Here is a 15,743-nt window from a genome sequence, read left to right as displayed (position 1 = left end):
GTTATTACAAAGAGCAGTTCACTTTATCACTAGTTGTCTCATTTATGTTGCAAAATGATCACATTCCGTAAAATTGAGGGAAGATCAACAACGACGCGAGTACCAATATTTGAATCGCGATAAAGGGCATCACACCCCGATAAATGTCACTTGTCTTCACACCAGCTGGAGCGACACCCTTGAGATAGAAAAGACTAAAGCCAAACGGTGGCGTCAAAAACGAGGTTTGTAAGTTCATTGCTACCAAAATGGCAAACCAAGTCATATTGATACCCATAAGCTCAGCAACGGGTGCAAGTATTGGCACTATGATGAAACAGATTTCTACGAAGTCGATAAAGAAACCCAGCACCAAAATAACCAACATAGTGATAATTAAGAAGCCCCACTTTTCACCCGGAATTTGCAGCATCCATTGTTCGACAAGGTGATCGCCACCTGTATAGGTAAAGGCCATAGAGAACGCGGTTGCGCCGAGAAGAATAGCGAAAACCATTGCTGTTACTTTTACGGTCTCTTTGGCTGAGTCGTAAACCATACCCCAACTAAACTGCTTGTAGAGAACTGCCAGTACAATGGCTCCCGCACCGCCTAATGCCGCAGATTCAGTCGGCGTCGCGACACCGGCAAAGATAGAACCGAGTACAACAACAATCAGTGCCAAAGGTGGCACGATAGCTTTCATCGCCGCAATGACTTCTTGTTTACGGCTAACCGATTCGTCTCTCTCAATCGGAGCAGCCGCTTCAGGGTTAAGCTTGGCATATATCAGTATGTAAACGACATAAGCGCCAACCAATACCAAACCTGGCCAAATAGCCGCTTGGAATAGGTCGCCGACAGGTACACCTAAAACATCACCGAGTAGAATCAGAACTATCGAAGGAGGAATAATCTGGCCCAATGTGCCTGAGGCACAAATGGTTCCGCAGGCAAGCCCCTTGTCGTAGTTATATTTCAGCATCACTGGCAAAGAGATAAGCCCCATAGCCACTACTGATGCCCCAACAACACCCGTCGACGCAGCAAGTAACGCGCCCACTAGTACAGTCGAGATAGCAATACCACCTCGAACACCACCAAACAGTCGACCCATAGATTCAAGCAGTTGTTCTGCTAATCGAGTCTTTTGAAGTACCAACCCCATAAATACAAATAGCGGTACCGCCATCAAAACTGTATTTTCCATAATGGATTGGATTCGATATGGCATAAAGGCAAACATATCCATGCCTTCAGCCCAAACGCCAAAGATAAGTGCGATACCACCAAAGGTAAACGCTACAGGAAAGCCCAGCAGCAGTGCAAACAGGGCGACAAAAAACATCACAATACCGATCATTGCAAACTACCTCTTAATGATTGCTTTCACTGCGTATATGAAGCAGGTGTGGATTGAAAATTTTGTTTAGTGAATGAAGAATTAAGCCAACACCACTGATCGCCATAAATAAGAAAGAGAGTGGGATCATCGATTTAATAATCCAGCGATATGGCAAACCGCCCGGGTCGCCCGACGTCTCTCCTAAGGCGTAGCTCTCTTTGGCAAAGTCGATACCATACCAAGTCACTAGCAAACAAAAAGGAAGTAGGAAAAATAGCGTACCGAGCAAGTCGATGATCGCTTGAGCTTTGTGCGACAAACGCTCGTAAAAAAGGTCAACTCGAACGTGCCCCCCCGCCTTAATGGCATAAGGAACACCCAGTAAGAAGACAGCGGAAAAAAGGTGCCACTCCATCTCTTGGAATGCAATTGACACATCATTAAACGCATAACGCATAATCACGTCATACGTTACGTTTGCTAAAAGAAGAACAAACAGAATACTCGATAGCCAACCCAACAGGTCGCCAAATCGGTTAAAAAGTCGTTCGATGTAAATAAGACTTCTCATTCCCTACTCCATGGAATTCAAAATATGGCTCCGCTAGGCGTACCTGCGGAGCTCGTTTTTAGTTGTGTTTTTCTCGGGCTTCCAGTGACGTTGTCACTAGACTATTGCGCTTGGCTATTCAGATACGCTCTATGAGAGATATCTGTCCAAGAGCGAACTTGTTTTAGGTAATCCGCTTGAGACTTCTGGATTTGCTTGGCAAGTTCATCAGACTCAGCATGCTTTGCGAGCAGGCGTTTGTTCGCGTCACGCATGGCTTGCATTACCGCTGGTGGGAAGTCTTTTACTTCTACATCAGGGTACTCAGATTTGATAGATACCCAGTTTTTACCACTTTCATGAGTCGCTTGAGTGTACATGTCGTACGCAGCGGTTCTCATTGCTACACGCAAGATTTCACGAAGGTCTTCTGGAAGGTCTTGCCAGACTTTTTTATTCACTAAGAACTGAAGCTCGGAACCTGGCTCATGCCAACCGGTGTAGTAGTAAGGGGCAATTTTGTGGAAGCCCATACGTAGGTCTAAAGAAGGACCAACCCATTCAAGCGCGTCAATTGTGCGACGTTCAAGAGAGGTATATAGCTCACCCGGAGCGATGTTCGTTGGTTTCGCGCCAAGCTCAGCAAGGATTTCACCAGCAAAACCTGGGATACGCATTTTTAGGCCTTGCAGGTCATCTAGTGTATTAATCTCTTTCTGGAACCAACCACCCATCTGGATATCCGTGTTACCGCCAGGGAAAGAAAGCAGGTTATGAGGAGAGTAAACTTGCTCCATCAACTCCATACCACCACCGTGATAGAACCAAGCGTATTGCTCTGCTGGTGTCATACCAAAAGGCATAGAGGTGAAATAAAGTGTATTTGGTACTTTGCCCTTCCAGTAATACGAACCAGAGTGGCCCAAATCGTACTGGCCAGATTTGACCATATCGAAAATGCCTAATGGCGCTTTGTGTTTGTTGGCTGAATCAATCGTGATCACTAGGCGACCGTTAGACATCTTGTTCGCCATTTCTGCCATGTTCTTCGTCGCATCACCAAAAACTGGGAAGTTAGGACCCCAAGTTTCAGCGAGCTTTAACTTGTAGATTTTTTCCGGTTTGGCAGCCGCTTGAGTATCTTGCGCTTTCTCTTCGCCACAACCAGTAAGAAGTAGCGTTGCCGCAATCGCAGCTAAACCACCTTTGAACACATTTTTCAGTGAACGATCGATCAGACTCATAGTTATTCCTTTCTCTTATTCGGTACCTTTCAGGGTACTTTTGTATTTAGAGACAGCCTAGCTTGACTATCCATACGTATAGAGTGATCTATCCATAAGGCAAATTCATCAGCGAGAACACTGAGTCAAAATCGCTAAATTTTAATGCAACAGACGTTAGCAGTACGTATTTGTACGTAATCTATTTAGTCAAAACTTTTAATTACTATTATTTTCAGAGAGTTAGACAAGATTGAAAATGAAAGAGAAAAGAGGAATACGTAGTGGCACTTTAGAGAAATAATTAACAGAGTATTGTAGAATTGTGACAAATGAACAATCGACAAGTACTAAAAAGCCCCGCTTTATATGGCGAGGCTTAAGATTGAGTACAGTGGCGAATTAAAGAGCTTTATAGATAACTTTGTTGCCGGACTGTTGCTCTTTAGCTACTAGGTTTTCTTCTAGTAGTTTCTTAAGTGCGCCTGTCGCCCAAGAAGCCGCTTTTGCTTCTTCTTGGCCAGCCGCTAGGCCGATACCTTTTGGATTGATACCTTCAGCATTTGCAGCAACGATATCTAACACTTGTTGTTGTTTTGGTGTTAGTGAAACAGCAGATGTTTTTGCCGCTGGTTTCTCTGCTACTGGCTTAGCTGCCGCTTTCTTTTCTACAACTGGCTTAGCTACAGCTTTTTTCTCAACACTGGCTACAGTTGCTTTAATGCGTTTTTGCAACTTTGACTGCACTTTGCGTTTATGAGCAAGTCTCATCGAATAGGTCTCCATTTCACTGCATACGGCGCAGTGCTCAAAATGTGAAGCGCGATTTATACCAAAAAATGGCACCAATTTGTAGACTTCGACGCGGATTAAGAGCTAAAAATGCGCGATATAACCAAAATGGACTACAAATTAGCCACATGTGACGCTATTTTAAAAAGATGGTCGGAACAAATACATGGTACTAGAACATTTAAAAAGTGATCTTTTTACCCAGTTACCAGTATTTAATATCAATGGCTTGCAGTTAAAACGTGGTACAAAAATGGAAACAACGCATCTTGTTCATCAACCACTCAACTTTGGTTCGACTTTTGGGCGAGTCGTGCTTGCGTTTTCTTTTGTTGGTGCCATCTTCCTACTTAGCCTCGCTCCGGGACTACCCCAGTTACTTTTTACATTGGCGGCAATTCTCTGCGCAGGTTTGTTTGGCTATTATCTGATTCGAAAAGGGACTGTGCAGTACACTTTGACCCCGACGCACTTTCAACAGCATCTGTTCAAAGGGGGATGGGTAGTTAAGTGGAACAACATTAGTAAAATCGGCGTCTGTCATTACCAGCAAGATGGATGGCAAGAGCCACTGCCTTGGATTGGGATAAAACTCAAGTCCTACTCCCCCTACATAGAGAGCATCTGCCCTAGGATCACAACAGAGATTCTTTTGAGTCAAAGAGCCCTGCTCTACCTCGGGGCCAAACAAAGTAATGACGAAACTAAATTCGAAGATATGGTGCTAGACTCATCTCACTTCACCAGTGAAACGGGGAAAAAATACAAAGGCCTACAGGCCATGTTGGCAAACCGCATGAGGTATCAGAGAGCCTATTTTGACTACGACATCTTTATTGCGGCTGGTGATTTGGATAGAACACCGGATGATTTTGTTGGCTTTGCAAGACGCTACCTAGCAGCGGCTGATCCAGAAGAGCCAAAAGTCTAATAGATAAAAAAGCCAGTGCTGAATCACTGGCTATTTCTTGATTAGTAAAGTGGCATTTCGTCGGCAACGTATGGGTTGGTTTGTCTTTCGTAGCCGAACGTGGACTCCGGCCCATGGCCCGGTACAAATCGAACATCATTACCCATTGGCCATAATTTGGTTTTTACTGAGTTAATCAGCGTGTCGAAATCGCCTTTCGGGAAGTCCGTTCGACCGATACTGCCGTTGAACAGTACGTCACCCACAAATGCGACCTTACTTTCGCGGTTAAACAAGCTGACGTGTCCAGGCGTATGACCTGGTGTGTGATAAACCTCCATCACTTGATTACCGAAAGTGACCGTATCACCCTCTTCTAACCACTCATCGGGTTCGAACGCTTCACAAAGTGGAAAACCAAACATTTGACTCTGCCCTTCGAGCCCTTGTAGCCAAAAGTTATCGTCTTTATGTGGGCCAATCACTGGAACGCCATCCAACGCACGCGCAAGAGGTTGAGTACCACCAACATGGTCAAGATGGCCGTGAGTCAACACCAACTTAACCACTTTTACACCCAGCTCTTCAATCAGCATGTTTAGTTGCTTAACATCACCACCAGGATCGACAACAATCCCTTCCATGGTCTCATCGCACCACACAATGGAGCAGTTTTGCGAAAATGAAGTAACGGGTACAACTTTATATTCAAGTGACATACTGAATTATCCTGCAAAAAAAACTGCGAGCACTATGACACTGACTGCGCCATTTGACAACTATCAAGCCCAGTATCTAACAGGGCCGGTATCAATGTGGATAAAGTTGCTTCTGGGGTAATAACCAACGCCACCCGCTTTTAAGCTCCTCGCAGCGTCGCGTACGCGTTTGAGGTCAACCCCTTGCAAACGAAAATCGAGAGCTTGACCCAACATGTGGTAGCTCTTTTTAGCGACTTTAGATGATTTATTGCGAAGGGCCTGATTGGTGGCAGGTGAGCGATAACCTGAAATGATCTGTACCTCTGCTTGAGTGCCCAACACGGATTGGATTTGAGCCACTTGGTCAAACAGGCGTTTGTCCATAGGGTGAACTTCGTTGCGTCTGAAATCTCGACAGATTTGATCGATACGAGCCAGTTCACCGGAGAGGTATTGCCGTCCATCAAAGTAACAAGTTTCGAGTGCTTCACCGGTATGAAGGTTGTTTAAAGCCAAAGATCTTGGCTGGTCTGGATAAAACGCTAGCGCGGTGCTCGGCATGCAAGCCGCTACCACTAGGCCACTTCCGGTTACTTTTAAAAAATCTCGTCTTGATAACTGCACGTCTACTTACCTACTACTCAATTATGCGTCGGGGACACTACCCGACTCTCGTAGTAAGTGCAAATGCATAAAACATGCTAGAAACGATAAATTCGCCTACGCTTTTTGCTTAATTATTGAACAGAAAGGAAATTTAACTTACAAAAGTCATCCGTAAAATTTGCGTAAAACTTATCCTTTTATGTAACTGGATCTGTCGTAGCGATAGATATCATCACGATAGTGAATCAAACCATCTTCAAACCAAGCCGTTTGATAAATGATATGAACTGGGATCCTGCGTTTAAATGGGATGGCCTGATTTGACTCTTCGATAGGTTCACTTGTTTCCTTCGCAAAACTCATACCTTGATTCGCCAGTAACAACGAGGCGAATTGGTCTGCATTTTCTACTCGAATGCAACCAGAACTGTATGCGCGAGTCGTTTTGTTGAACAAATGCTTACTCGGAGTATCGTGTAAGTAAATGGCTCTTCTGTTAGGGGTGTTAAACTTGTATAAGCCTAGGGCATTACCATTGCCTGATAATTGACGCATTTTATATGGGAACGCTCTGGGGTTGAGTGTTTGCCAATCAATTACACTTGGGTCCACCACTTCGCCATTGCGCCACGCCGTGACTATCTGAATGTGATTTTTAACCAAGTACTCAGGATCTTTTTGCACCAGAGGAATAATATCTTCAACCATGATTTTCCACGGCACATTCCACGTTGGATTTAAAATGAGAGAGTCTAACTTAGTTGTCATCACTGGCGTTTGTCTTGTTTTTCGCCCCACCACCACTTTAGTACTGAACTGCTGTTCACCAGAGTACCAGTAACGCATTTCAAAGCTAGGAACATTAACCAAAATCAGTGCTTCTCGCTGAGATGGCCAAATTCGAGCGCGCTCTGCGTTCAGCGCTAACGTCACCAGTCGTTTTTCCGGTGATAGGTTCAGCCACTTAAGCGTACTAGGACCAATCACACCATCGACTTTAAGCCCGTGAATTCGTTGAAACTCTTTTACCGCCCCCGCCAATGTGACGTCGTACCAATTGATATCTGGTGTCACCTCTGAAGTATCGACATCGACAATGGCTAGGCGTTGAATCAAGGTTTCCCTTTCTCGCATTCGCTGCCCCACTCTAAGCGTCTTACCCGGTAAGAACATCGGCAAATCAAGCTTTTGATACTTAAGCAAATGCAAATAGGTGTTCACCAAATGCTGGTAATCGGCACTGGTAGGAGTAAAGTCTTCAATGAGTTCACCGAGATACTGCGTATCTATCGCCACCATAGTGTCGAGTAGTACCCCTTTTGGTGGTTTTGGCAACGCTTGAGTAAGTTTGTCGGAGAAGAACCAGTCTTTGCCATCTCGCGCAGCGTGATAAGAGTAACTCAGGTAAAGCAATAAGGTATCTGTTGCTAACACATCATACTCTAACCAGCGATTACTCTTTCTGTAGAACTGAAGATAACTCAGTTGACGAGAGAACAGCGGACTAAATCCGGCGGTCTGAATGATTTCTAACTGGAACTCCAATTTGCTGCTTTGTTGTAAATCCAACCAGATCATCTGATTGTCATTCTCTATATAAAGCTGCTTTACCATTGAAGGATATTGAACAAGTTCGTGAACCTGACTCTCTGGTGCTATCCAACCTAACTTAACAAAATGCTCAAGTGCCATGCGGGTGTAGAGAAAGTAATAATAAGTAGAAATTGTACGACGCGTTTTTGAGTCATTGGCCACTCCGTTGTCCTATATCACTATGACAATGCCATAGAGTTATGACATAGAGTATGGCAAAAAAATTATCGTTGCGTTGCAACTTGCCTCAATATTTTAAATAACCGCAGACCAATGGTTATCCCACTGTACGTTTGTGTTAATTGATTGTTTTATCGACAAATCTTGTACTTTCGTCACGGTACCACTTCCCGAACTTAGTCTGAACTCGTCTCGGTTATACACCACGCCAGATGCATCTGGTAGTACGTTCAGCTCAACCAACCTACCGTTACTTTTACTCCAAATACCGTAACAGTTTCCCCGCGGCGAAGTTGCTAATATCCATTCATCACTTGCGGCGATACTGGCAATGTAATGTTTAAACCTCGCCCATTGTTCAGGTTCTGCTTGCAATAACTTAAGCGTTGAGCCTTTGGTATGCATAGCCAGTAATGACGGGTAATCATCGGGTTCTCCGCGATATTGCTGCCCACATAAAACCGTGTTACCCCCGTCGTGCGCAAGGTGTCGGATACTTAATTTTTTATCTGCAAGAGTGACTTGATCTACCAGCTCACCGCTATCATTGAGATAAGACAAACTGGGTTTCATAGCATCGATATTAAGTGGTTTTCGTCCATCGGTATGTACGCCTCCTACTCCTATCGCCAGTGTGTTATCTGGCATAACAATGACTTCATGTGGCCCCAAGCCAAAGCCAGAAAACTCAGTGACTTTTTGATAGCCCTTCGAAACGTCATAGACCCCTATAATACCGCGGCTCGTACCTACTTCACCCTCGGTCGCATAAAGCCAGTTGCCGTCATTTGAATACGCTCCATGTCCGTAGTAGTGACGCCCATGAGAAGCGGGCGATAATCGTATAGTTTTTCCAGTGTGGTAGTTGAACACCAACATAAAGCGGCCGGGACGACGTGCAAAAGCGACAGCGTGTCCCAAAACGGAATTAATCGCAACGCCGTGGCCGCGCTCTGGAAGGACAACATGTCTTAACGGCATTCCCAAGCGGTCTGCCACGACAACGCTAAAGCGGTCTCGTCCTTGAATACTGCACCCAATTAGACCTGCAGATGCTTGCTCACTAGAGTGTTTTTTAGAAGCACTCACCGCAAAGCTTGTTGGGGCAGAAAGGCTAAAAAGCGCCGCCTTTAACAGGCGGCGACGGGTTTGATCAGTCACCATCGGTTGCATTAAATCCTATAATTACGCCTAACTCGATTGCCACTTCTTCGTGTATTAAATACTTGAGTTGCTCAAGTTTATTGTACTGAGCCAAGATATCGACATATCCATCTTTAGATTGCAGTGCAGTAAAAAGGCTAGGTTCGGTCGGCCAAGTATCAATGGTAAAGCGAAACTGCTTCTTGATACTGTCCGCTAGCGCGACTTTGTTCCGGTCGCGGAGCAACTTATCTAAACCGTTCCCGTTCGCGAAATACAAAAGCTCCATGGCTTCAATATTGGCCTTGAGGTTATGCATAGAGCGTTCCGACCGCCAAGATTCCGAAAAATAAGCCCTAGGTTTACCTGTTTTCGCAAGAGGACGGCTTAACTTTTTCATGCTGTAGTCTAACTGGTTTGAAAGCAAGGCGATGTATTCGGTGTTCCACCCTTTCTCATCCAGTGCTAACCAAGGGTTCGATTTCCACGCGGTGTTGATATGGGTGGCATTCGTGCTCAAATTCTTGGCTATGTTCGCACCTGTTTTACACACTGACGAACCCGTTTCTAACGTAGAAGCCTTGTCATACAAGAGCCACTCCATCGCACCTAGTCCTTGAACGGTAACGCTTTGCACTGAGATTTCTTCTTCTGTCCACACTTTATCTTGAGCGATTAATGAAGACATTTTACGGCCAGTCGTATTCTTTTTGTCTGGCCAAAACTGTACATTCCAGCTCTGCTCAAGTGCTTTTGCAGGGCCCCTTTCTTGACCCTGTAAAGCCATCCAACTGAGCATTGTCTGCTGCCAAGCTTCTTCTAGTTCATCTCTAGTCCCGCCACGACAAAACCGAATAAACGCGTTTTCTAGCTTTTCTGCACGAGATTCAAATACTTTGGCGGCGCTGCGCTCTACCTGATAAACACCATGACTGGCGTGTTCCGACGCTTCTGCCATAACTGGCATAACCATCAAAGCCAGCAAAGAGAATGACCAGTTGATAGATTTAATCTTCATATCCGTTCCCTATAGAGAGTTAAGGAAAGCAATAAGGGCATCGCGCTCAGTTTTACTCAGCTTCAATACTCGTTGCTTGGCCGCTTCGGCTTCACCGCCGTGCCACAAAACCGCTTCCATTAAGTTTCGAGCACGACCGTCGTGGAGAAATTGGGTGTGTTCATTCACTTCTTCCGTATAGCCAATACCCCAAAGCGCTGGTGTTCGCCACTCTCTACCATTCGCCAAATATTCGGGTCGATTATCAGCTAAGCCTTCACCCATATCGTGCAACATTAAGTCGGTATAGGGGTGTATTAGTTGCTCGGACAAGGCGGGCAGCTCAGGTCTTTTTGCCGTTTTAACGTTCGTTTTATGACAGCTTTCGCAACCGACGTTTTTAAATATCTTCTGCCCAAGTTGAACTTCCGGTGCGTCTATATTTCTTCGCGAAGGGACAGCCAAGTGCTGAGAGTAAAACTCGACAAAATCTAATATGTTATCGCTAACCTCTGGACTGCCTCCGTTGGGTAGCCTAGCGCAAATATCTTGATTACTGGTGCAGTTCTCTTTTGGAAATAAGTTGCTTGTCAGGCCTAAATCACCATTAAATGCGGCGGCATTTTGCTGCATCAAATTCGGTTGGCCTGACTTCCACCCAAAGCGACCGATGGCGTAGTCATTCTTAACGACATCCCATACGCGGTTCACTTTCCCTGAAATACCATCACCGTTTTCATCGTTTTCATCCGCCCATTCAAGCAGTGTTTTATCCGGTATGCTCTCTAATAGACCCAGCCCAATCATTGGTGGAGCGATACGAGCAGACATCTGAGTATCTGGGTGCAAAGGTCCATATCCGGGATCGCGGATTTCGATATGTGGTTTCCTAAGAGTCACAACCGTGCCATCTGCGAAGGTGACAGGCACATCACTATAGGTTAAGTGGATCTTGCCTTCTGGCGCGTGGTCTTGAATGGCAAAATCTTGCAGTTGCCCGCCATAAGTCGGTTCTGGAAGCACTCCATTTTTTATAAAGTCGGCTTTTTGTTCTGGCGTCATGGCTGGAATACTCAACCTCACCAACATGGAAACCGAATGAATGTCACCCTCTTCCGGTGGATGACCCCTGCCGTCTTTGATATGGCAGTTTTGACAACCGTTAGTATTAAACAGCGGTCCCAATCCATCTCTCGCGTCCGTTGACGCTGGCGCTTGGACCCAAGGGTTTCTGAAAAAACTGTTTCCGACACTAAAATCGAGGCGTTTGCTCATCGGAAGGTTAGCCGCTGGTAAAGAGAAAGCGTTAGGGCCTTCTTTCTTTACGGTTGTATTTCCGCCGGTTTTGGCTTCGTTAGCGATTGAAGGAGAACTCAAGGCCAGCAGTGTTATAGCGACTAAGTATTTTGAGAACAACGTCATACTCATACACTCACATTTATTATGGTTTTTATAAACACCAAAAGGGCTCTACCGAGCCCTTGTTGAATTGTCTAGAAATTAGACAGCGACAGCTAAAAATTAAAACTCGTGATCAGCTGTGTCTGGGTTTAGGCTGTCAACACCTACGATACCGGCAGCTCGCTCGATGGAAGCTGTTTGAGCAACAAGTGATAGGATAGTTTCGTTAACAATCGCGTTACCCTGTGCGTTGCCCGCGGCAATCAGCTGATCGAAGTGCTGGTTGTTCTTTTCAGCAGATACGACTAGTTGACCGACTTGAGCACGAGTCAGGTCAAACTGCTTTTGGATTTCTTGTGCAGCTTGTTGGTCTTTTTGAGACACTAGATCGTGGATGCTAGGGCCAGATAGAAGCGTGCCGTCTTCGCGCTTGTACAGACCAGTGTAGACGTTGTAGATACCCTGCTCGTTGTAGTAGTGCGAGTTGTGAGTGTTGTCAGAAAAACAGTCGTGCTCGTCTTCGGTAGAGTTAGCTTCTAAAGCAACCTTCATACGCTCACCAGCCAGTTCTCCTAGAGAAAGTGAGCCCATACCGAACAGCATTTTACGCAAACCGTTGTCAGCAGAACCATTGAGTAGCTCTTCGCGATAGTTACCTTTCTCTTCGCTAGACCACTGTTTCTCCATCCAAGCCAGATCTTGAATCAATAGATCCGCAGCGGCGCGTAAAAACTCACCACGTCGATCACAGTTGCCGTTTGTACAGCCAGAGCCAACCACGAAGTCAGTGTAAGCACGTTCACCAGCACCCGCATTAGTGCCGTTTAAGTCTTGGCCCCAAAGTAGGAATTCAATAGCGTGATAGCCAGACGCAACGTTGGCTTCTGAACCACCGATTTCATTTAGGTCAGCGATAAGCTCAGGTGTAATTTTTGATGTGTCTACCGTAGAAGCACCAATAGTCAAAGAAGTGTTAGCTACGATGTTTGCGATAGCGCCTTCGTTACCAAGTTCGTATTGGTAGTCAGCGGATACGTAATCAATTAGGCCTTCGTCTAGTGGCCAAGCGTTTAACTGACCTTCCCAGTCATCAACGATCGCATTACCAAAGCGGAAAACTTCCGATTGCTGATAAGGAACGCGAGAGTCAATCCAAGCTTGCTTAACATCAGCAAGAGAAGACTCAGAAGGAGAAGCTAGAAACGCTTCAATCTTGTCTTCTAGCACTTTAGCTGTAGTCAAAGAGTCAGAAAATACCGCATGAGCAATATCTGCGTAATGCTCGACCACCTGATCTTTAGTTACTTTTGCGGCAAAAGCTGAGCTACTCGCAAGAAGCAGAGAAGCAGCGACAGATTGAGCCAGAAGTGATTTTACATTCATTTTGAAAGTATCCTTGTTGAGCTTATTTTAGTTAGAGTTATATCAAGTGCTAATCATTCTCATTCGCACTTACTTTGAAGATAATACAAATTTACAATTAATTTTCAACTCTTAAACGAAAAAAGCCACACAAATGTGAGGCTTTTATCAATTAGGATACAATTTGTTAAACAATAGCTTATAGGTTCAGGTTGTGCTTACCGTGGCTTTTCTTAGCCTTTAAATAGCTTTCGTTGCCATCTTTAACGTGTGCTGATGTATTGACAACTTCATCAATATTGATTCCGTGTTCGGTAAGTTCACGAATCTTTTTCGGGTTGTTTGTTACCAAACGGATAGTATCAATCTCAAGGGCCTTGAGCATTTGAGCCGCTTCGGTAAAGTCGCGTAAGTCATCCCCAAAGCCCAAGTGATTGTTCGCCTCATAGGTGTTCATTCCTTCGCTCTGAAGTTTGTAGGCATCAATCTTGTTGTAAAGGCCAATTCCCCTTCCTTCTTGTCGAAGGTAGAGAATGATACCGCCCTTCTCACCCATCAGGTTTATGGTCTCTTCCAACTGCTCTCCACAGTCACATCGAGAAGAGTGGAACACGTCTCCGGTTAAGCATTCGGAGTGCATTCTAACTAAAGGAGGCTCAGCACCTTGGTCAGCTTTCTTAAAGACAACTGCCACATGTTCTTTTTCTGTTTTAAGTCCATGAAAAGAAAGAAGCTCTGCTTGTATTTTGCTTCCAATACCGACTTTAAAATCTACTCTGGCTCTTACTTCCGCCATCAATCTACTCACTTGAATCGCTTTATCTGTAATTGGCTGGTACATCAGTAGCACCCCTTTATGTCCCTAATATGGGGGTACTTACTCCATTTATCAACATTTGGATCACAAATGTTATAATATAACATTTTCCATCACAGACAATAAAAAACCTCAGTGAACAAGAATTCATCTGAGGTCTGTAGAACCAGAGTAACTGTTAATGTGTTTGATTACGCTTCCAAACCGATAACTCAACCCACACATGCTCTAGTTCCTGCAACTCTTCTTCTGTCAGTAAAGACAAAGTCGGTTGAGATTGTGGAAGTGTGCAGGACTGGAGCGAGCTGATTTGCGCATAAAAGTCTTTTTTTAATTGCGTTAGTAATGAATCCACTGCCTAATCCTAGAAAATTTAAATCCGTCTTAATTCTTAAACATAATATCATTTTGATTAAAACTTGCACTTCAAAATCAATATTATGGAATATTAGTCACAGTTATTTTAAGGAATTAAATATTGTTTAGCAATGGTTTTTTTATAACGAATAATAAAAGTCGCTATTTAGAATAATTCTACACCGTCATCACCGAAGTCATCTTCTACTAATTTCCCTGCTTCTAGTAACTCCTCATATACACTCACCTTATTTCGACCGTGCTCTTTTGCATAGTAAAGCGCCTTGTCCGCCTTATCGAGAATAGTGGTTAATAAGTCGTGTCGGTGGAATGAGCATACACCCGCACTGAAGGTAAGGCCGTCAATCTGCGGAAACTGAGTATTAGAAATATAAGATCGAAATCCTTCGACTTCTTTAATTACCGGATCTTTTTTACTCGGAGGGAAAATGATCAAAAACTCTTCCCCTCCAAATCTGAATAATTGCTTGGGAGAAGAAAAGTTACACTGCATATATTGAGAAAATAGCAGTAATATTTCATCTCCAATCATGTGCCCATGTTGATCATTTATCCGCTTAAAATGATCAATATCTAAAATAACGATCCAAGCCCCATCTTCATCGGTTTCATTTGCCGAACTAAAATCAAAACAAAATTCCATCCGCTCTTCGAGGGTTTTCCGATTTAGTAGACCGGTTAATTTATCCCTCTCATTTTCGTCCAATAACAATAAATAATTGCGATATATTTTTGTAAAACCATCGATCAACATTTCATATTTATAAGGGGAGGTTTTAAGTGTTAAAGACAATCTTGCCGACTGATTTTCTCTAATTGGAATTGGAAACTCACATTGATAACAACTTTGTTCAACCCTTGTCACTCTTACACTCGTCTCTTGATGATTATGCCTGGGCAGGGGGTAGAAAACTTTTGATTTACCCAAGCGATATCTTGTTTATCGGCACCCACTTCTATCTTCGCTGCCAACTGAGCACCAGAGCCTAAATAGTGGTACATACTCGCACTTGTCACCGGCAACATTTCCACTAGTGTCGCGAGCACACTGTGAGCAAGTGATACCGAATTTCGTTGCTCTGTTAACGCCACCACCGAGTTAAGGATCTTTTTACTGCTCATCACGCTTTCTCTCACATACATGGATCGATAAGTATAGTGCAGCTAGATCCTTCTATAAGCATTGAAAGGCATAACATCTCAACTATAGTTTGAAGAGGTTAGAGAAAAGTGAATCAACGGTAAGGCAAAGCAACAACGTGAGTTTAGGGGGCTCCCATGTATTTAGTCAGACTTATCTATGCAAGTCGTATTAGCGATGGCATGTCAAATCAAGATATCGAAAATATTTTAGAAAGTGCCAGAAAAAACAATCGAAAAGAAAATGTTACTGGCGTTTTGCTTTTTAATCGAAACTACTTTCTACAATGCATAGAAGGCTCTAGAAGCAAGGTAAACCAGATCTACCACAAGATCCTTAATGACCAACGTCATCAAGAAATTGTGATTCTCAGCTATGATGAAATCAACAAACGCGATTTTTCCGATTGGCACATGGGCTATATCCCTGAAACAGCAGTCACTATGCCGATAACCCAGCAGTTTTCTTCTAGTGAAATCTTTAACCCCTATGAGATTTCAGGCGCTAGTGCACATGGCTTATTACTCACCTTAAAAGAGGCGATTAAAACCATCTGATCTATATGCGTACGCTTTGGGTTAACCATTCCCACCAGCTTTATCAAATTCATACTTAAGATTGAAGA

General features: G+C 44.1%; 17 protein-coding genes. 2 read left to right on the top strand and 15 right to left on the bottom strand.

Annotated elements, in window-relative coordinates:
• Nucleotides 1-58: 58 nt before the first annotated feature.
• The 4 genes from BLO31_RS09935 to BLO31_RS09920 all read right to left on the bottom strand — a co-directional run bounded on the left by BLO31_RS09935 (nt 59) and on the right by BLO31_RS09920 (nt 3,868).
• Nucleotides 59-1,342: a TRAP transporter large permease gene (locus BLO31_RS09935; RefSeq protein WP_070965396.1), complete on the bottom strand. Its 1,284-nt coding sequence runs from the start codon at nt 1,340-1,342 to the stop codon at nt 59-61.
• Between the two features lie 13 nt (nt 1,343-1,355).
• Nucleotides 1,356-1,895: a TRAP transporter small permease subunit gene (locus BLO31_RS09930; protein ID WP_070965392.1), complete on the bottom strand. Its 540-nt coding sequence runs from the start codon at nt 1,893-1,895 to the stop codon at nt 1,356-1,358.
• A 101-nt stretch (nt 1,896-1,996) separates the two neighbouring features.
• On the bottom strand, nt 1,997-3,118 hold the full coding sequence (locus BLO31_RS09925; protein WP_070965389.1) for a TRAP transporter substrate-binding protein: 1,122 nt from the start codon (nt 3,116-3,118) through the stop codon (nt 1,997-1,999).
• Nucleotides 3,119-3,499: 381 nt separating this feature from the next.
• Nucleotides 3,500-3,868, bottom strand: coding sequence for a MarR family transcriptional regulator (locus BLO31_RS09920; RefSeq protein WP_070965385.1), 369 nt, complete (start codon nt 3,866-3,868; stop codon nt 3,500-3,502).
• Nucleotides 3,869-4,142: 274 nt separating this feature from the next.
• On the opposite strand from BLO31_RS09920, the gene BLO31_RS09915 reads away from it, so the two are divergent.
• Nucleotides 4,143-4,820 (top strand): DUF2982 domain-containing protein, encoded by a 678-nt coding sequence (locus tag BLO31_RS09915; RefSeq protein WP_070965527.1) that lies wholly within the window; start codon nt 4,143-4,145, stop codon nt 4,818-4,820.
• Nucleotides 4,821-4,861: 41 nt separating this feature from the next.
• On the opposite strand, the gene BLO31_RS09910 is transcribed toward BLO31_RS09915, so the two are convergent.
• The 11 genes from BLO31_RS09910 to BLO31_RS24430 all read right to left on the bottom strand — a co-directional run bounded on the left by BLO31_RS09910 (nt 4,862) and on the right by BLO31_RS24430 (nt 15,099).
• Nucleotides 4,862-5,518: an MBL fold metallo-hydrolase gene (locus tag BLO31_RS09910; RefSeq protein ID WP_070965381.1), complete on the bottom strand. Its 657-nt coding sequence runs from the start codon at nt 5,516-5,518 to the stop codon at nt 4,862-4,864.
• 63 nt (nt 5,519-5,581) lie between these two features.
• Nucleotides 5,582-6,124, bottom strand: a complete 543-nt coding sequence (gene mepK, locus BLO31_RS09905) for a peptidoglycan L,D-endopeptidase MepK (protein WP_070965377.1) — start codon at nt 6,122-6,124, stop codon at nt 5,582-5,584.
• 171 nt (nt 6,125-6,295) lie between these two features.
• Nucleotides 6,296-7,798 carry a L,D-transpeptidase family protein gene (locus BLO31_RS09900; protein ID WP_070965523.1) on the bottom strand — a complete coding sequence of 501 codons (1,503 nt, stop codon included), beginning with the start codon at nt 7,796-7,798 and terminating at the stop codon, nt 6,296-6,298.
• Between the two features lie 156 nt (nt 7,799-7,954).
• Nucleotides 7,955-9,052 carry a DUF1513 domain-containing protein gene (locus BLO31_RS09895; RefSeq protein WP_175443203.1) on the bottom strand — a complete coding sequence of 366 codons (1,098 nt, stop codon included), beginning with the start codon at nt 9,050-9,052 and terminating at the stop codon, nt 7,955-7,957.
• The gene (locus BLO31_RS09890; protein WP_245688459.1) at nt 9,033-9,995 is read right to left on the bottom strand and encodes an imelysin family protein; all 963 of its coding nucleotides are present in this window, start codon (nt 9,993-9,995) and stop codon (nt 9,033-9,035) included. Before BLO31_RS09890 ends, BLO31_RS09895 begins: the two co-directional genes overlap by 20 nt.
• Before the next feature lie 54 nt (nt 9,996-10,049).
• A complete protein-coding gene (locus BLO31_RS09885; RefSeq protein WP_070965517.1) occupies nt 10,050-11,441 on the bottom strand; it encodes a di-heme oxidoreductase family protein in 1,392 nt (463 codons plus the stop codon).
• 99 nt (nt 11,442-11,540) lie between these two features.
• Complete coding sequence (locus BLO31_RS09880; RefSeq protein ID WP_070965371.1) at nt 11,541-12,803, bottom strand: imelysin family protein; 1,263 nt, start codon at nt 12,801-12,803, stop codon at nt 11,541-11,543.
• Between the two features lie 178 nt (nt 12,804-12,981).
• The gene (locus BLO31_RS09875; RefSeq protein WP_070965367.1) at nt 12,982-13,623 is read right to left on the bottom strand and encodes a GTP cyclohydrolase II; all 642 of its coding nucleotides are present in this window, start codon (nt 13,621-13,623) and stop codon (nt 12,982-12,984) included.
• 154 nt (nt 13,624-13,777) lie between these two features.
• Nucleotides 13,778-13,954: a hypothetical protein gene (locus BLO31_RS23815; protein ID WP_175443202.1), complete on the bottom strand. Its 177-nt coding sequence runs from the start codon at nt 13,952-13,954 to the stop codon at nt 13,778-13,780.
• Nucleotides 13,955-14,122: 168 nt separating this feature from the next.
• Complete coding sequence (locus tag BLO31_RS09870; RefSeq protein WP_245688456.1) at nt 14,123-14,842, bottom strand: GGDEF domain-containing protein; 720 nt, start codon at nt 14,840-14,842, stop codon at nt 14,123-14,125.
• Between the two features lie 2 nt (nt 14,843-14,844).
• The gene (locus BLO31_RS24430; RefSeq protein WP_245688455.1) at nt 14,845-15,099 is read right to left on the bottom strand and encodes a hypothetical protein; all 255 of its coding nucleotides are present in this window, start codon (nt 15,097-15,099) and stop codon (nt 14,845-14,847) included.
• A gap of 156 nt (nt 15,100-15,255) precedes the next feature.
• Between BLO31_RS24430 and BLO31_RS09865 the strand changes: the two genes are divergently transcribed.
• Nucleotides 15,256-15,675, top strand: a complete 420-nt coding sequence (locus tag BLO31_RS09865) for a BLUF domain-containing protein (protein ID WP_070965364.1) — start codon at nt 15,256-15,258, stop codon at nt 15,673-15,675.
• Nucleotides 15,676-15,743: the final 68 nt, after the last annotated feature.

The organism is Vibrio sonorensis, assembly GCF_001854765.1.
Classification (GTDB): Bacteria; Pseudomonadota; Gammaproteobacteria; order Enterobacterales; family Vibrionaceae; genus Vibrio; species Vibrio sonorensis.
The sequence above is the reverse complement of the archived record's forward strand: the minus strand, read 5'-3'. Positions and strand labels throughout refer to the sequence as shown.

What these genes read in the sequence shown, in the direction of transcription:
- BLO31_RS09935 (WP_070965396.1), bottom strand. Translation starts at nt 1,342, where the DNA reads ATGATCGGTATTGTGATGTTTTTTGTCGCCCTGTTTGCACTGCTGCTG.
- BLO31_RS09930 (WP_070965392.1), bottom strand. Translation starts at nt 1,895, where the DNA reads ATGAGAAGTCTTATTTACATCGAACGACTTTTTAACCGATTTGGCGAC.
- BLO31_RS09925 (WP_070965389.1), bottom strand. Translation starts at nt 3,118, where the DNA reads ATGAGTCTGATCGATCGTTCACTGAAAAATGTGTTCAAAGGTGGTTTA.
- BLO31_RS09920 (WP_070965385.1), bottom strand. Translation starts at nt 3,868, where the DNA reads ATGAGACTTGCTCATAAACGCAAAGTGCAGTCAAAGTTGCAAAAACGC.
- BLO31_RS09915 (WP_070965527.1), top strand. Translation starts at nt 4,143, where the DNA reads ATGGAAACAACGCATCTTGTTCATCAACCACTCAACTTTGGTTCGACT.
- BLO31_RS09910 (WP_070965381.1), bottom strand. Translation starts at nt 5,518, where the DNA reads ATGTCACTTGAATATAAAGTTGTACCCGTTACTTCATTTTCGCAAAAC.
- BLO31_RS09900 (WP_070965523.1), bottom strand. Translation starts at nt 7,798, where the DNA reads ATGGCACTTGAGCATTTTGTTAAGTTAGGTTGGATAGCACCAGAGAGT.
- BLO31_RS09895 (WP_175443203.1), bottom strand. Translation starts at nt 9,052, where the DNA reads ATGCAACCGATGGTGACTGATCAAACCCGTCGCCGCCTGTTAAAGGCG.
- BLO31_RS09890 (WP_245688459.1), bottom strand. Translation starts at nt 9,995, where the DNA reads ATGGTTATGCCAGTTATGGCAGAAGCGTCGGAACACGCCAGTCATGGT.
- BLO31_RS09885 (WP_070965517.1), bottom strand. Translation starts at nt 11,441, where the DNA reads ATGACGTTGTTCTCAAAATACTTAGTCGCTATAACACTGCTGGCCTTG.
- BLO31_RS09880 (WP_070965371.1), bottom strand. Translation starts at nt 12,803, where the DNA reads ATGAATGTAAAATCACTTCTGGCTCAATCTGTCGCTGCTTCTCTGCTT.
- BLO31_RS09875 (WP_070965367.1), bottom strand. Translation starts at nt 13,623, where the DNA reads ATGTACCAGCCAATTACAGATAAAGCGATTCAAGTGAGTAGATTGATG.
- BLO31_RS24430 (WP_245688455.1), bottom strand. Translation starts at nt 15,099, where the DNA reads ATGAGCAGTAAAAAGATCCTTAACTCGGTGGTGGCGTTAACAGAGCAA.
- BLO31_RS09865 (WP_070965364.1), top strand. Translation starts at nt 15,256, where the DNA reads ATGTATTTAGTCAGACTTATCTATGCAAGTCGTATTAGCGATGGCATG.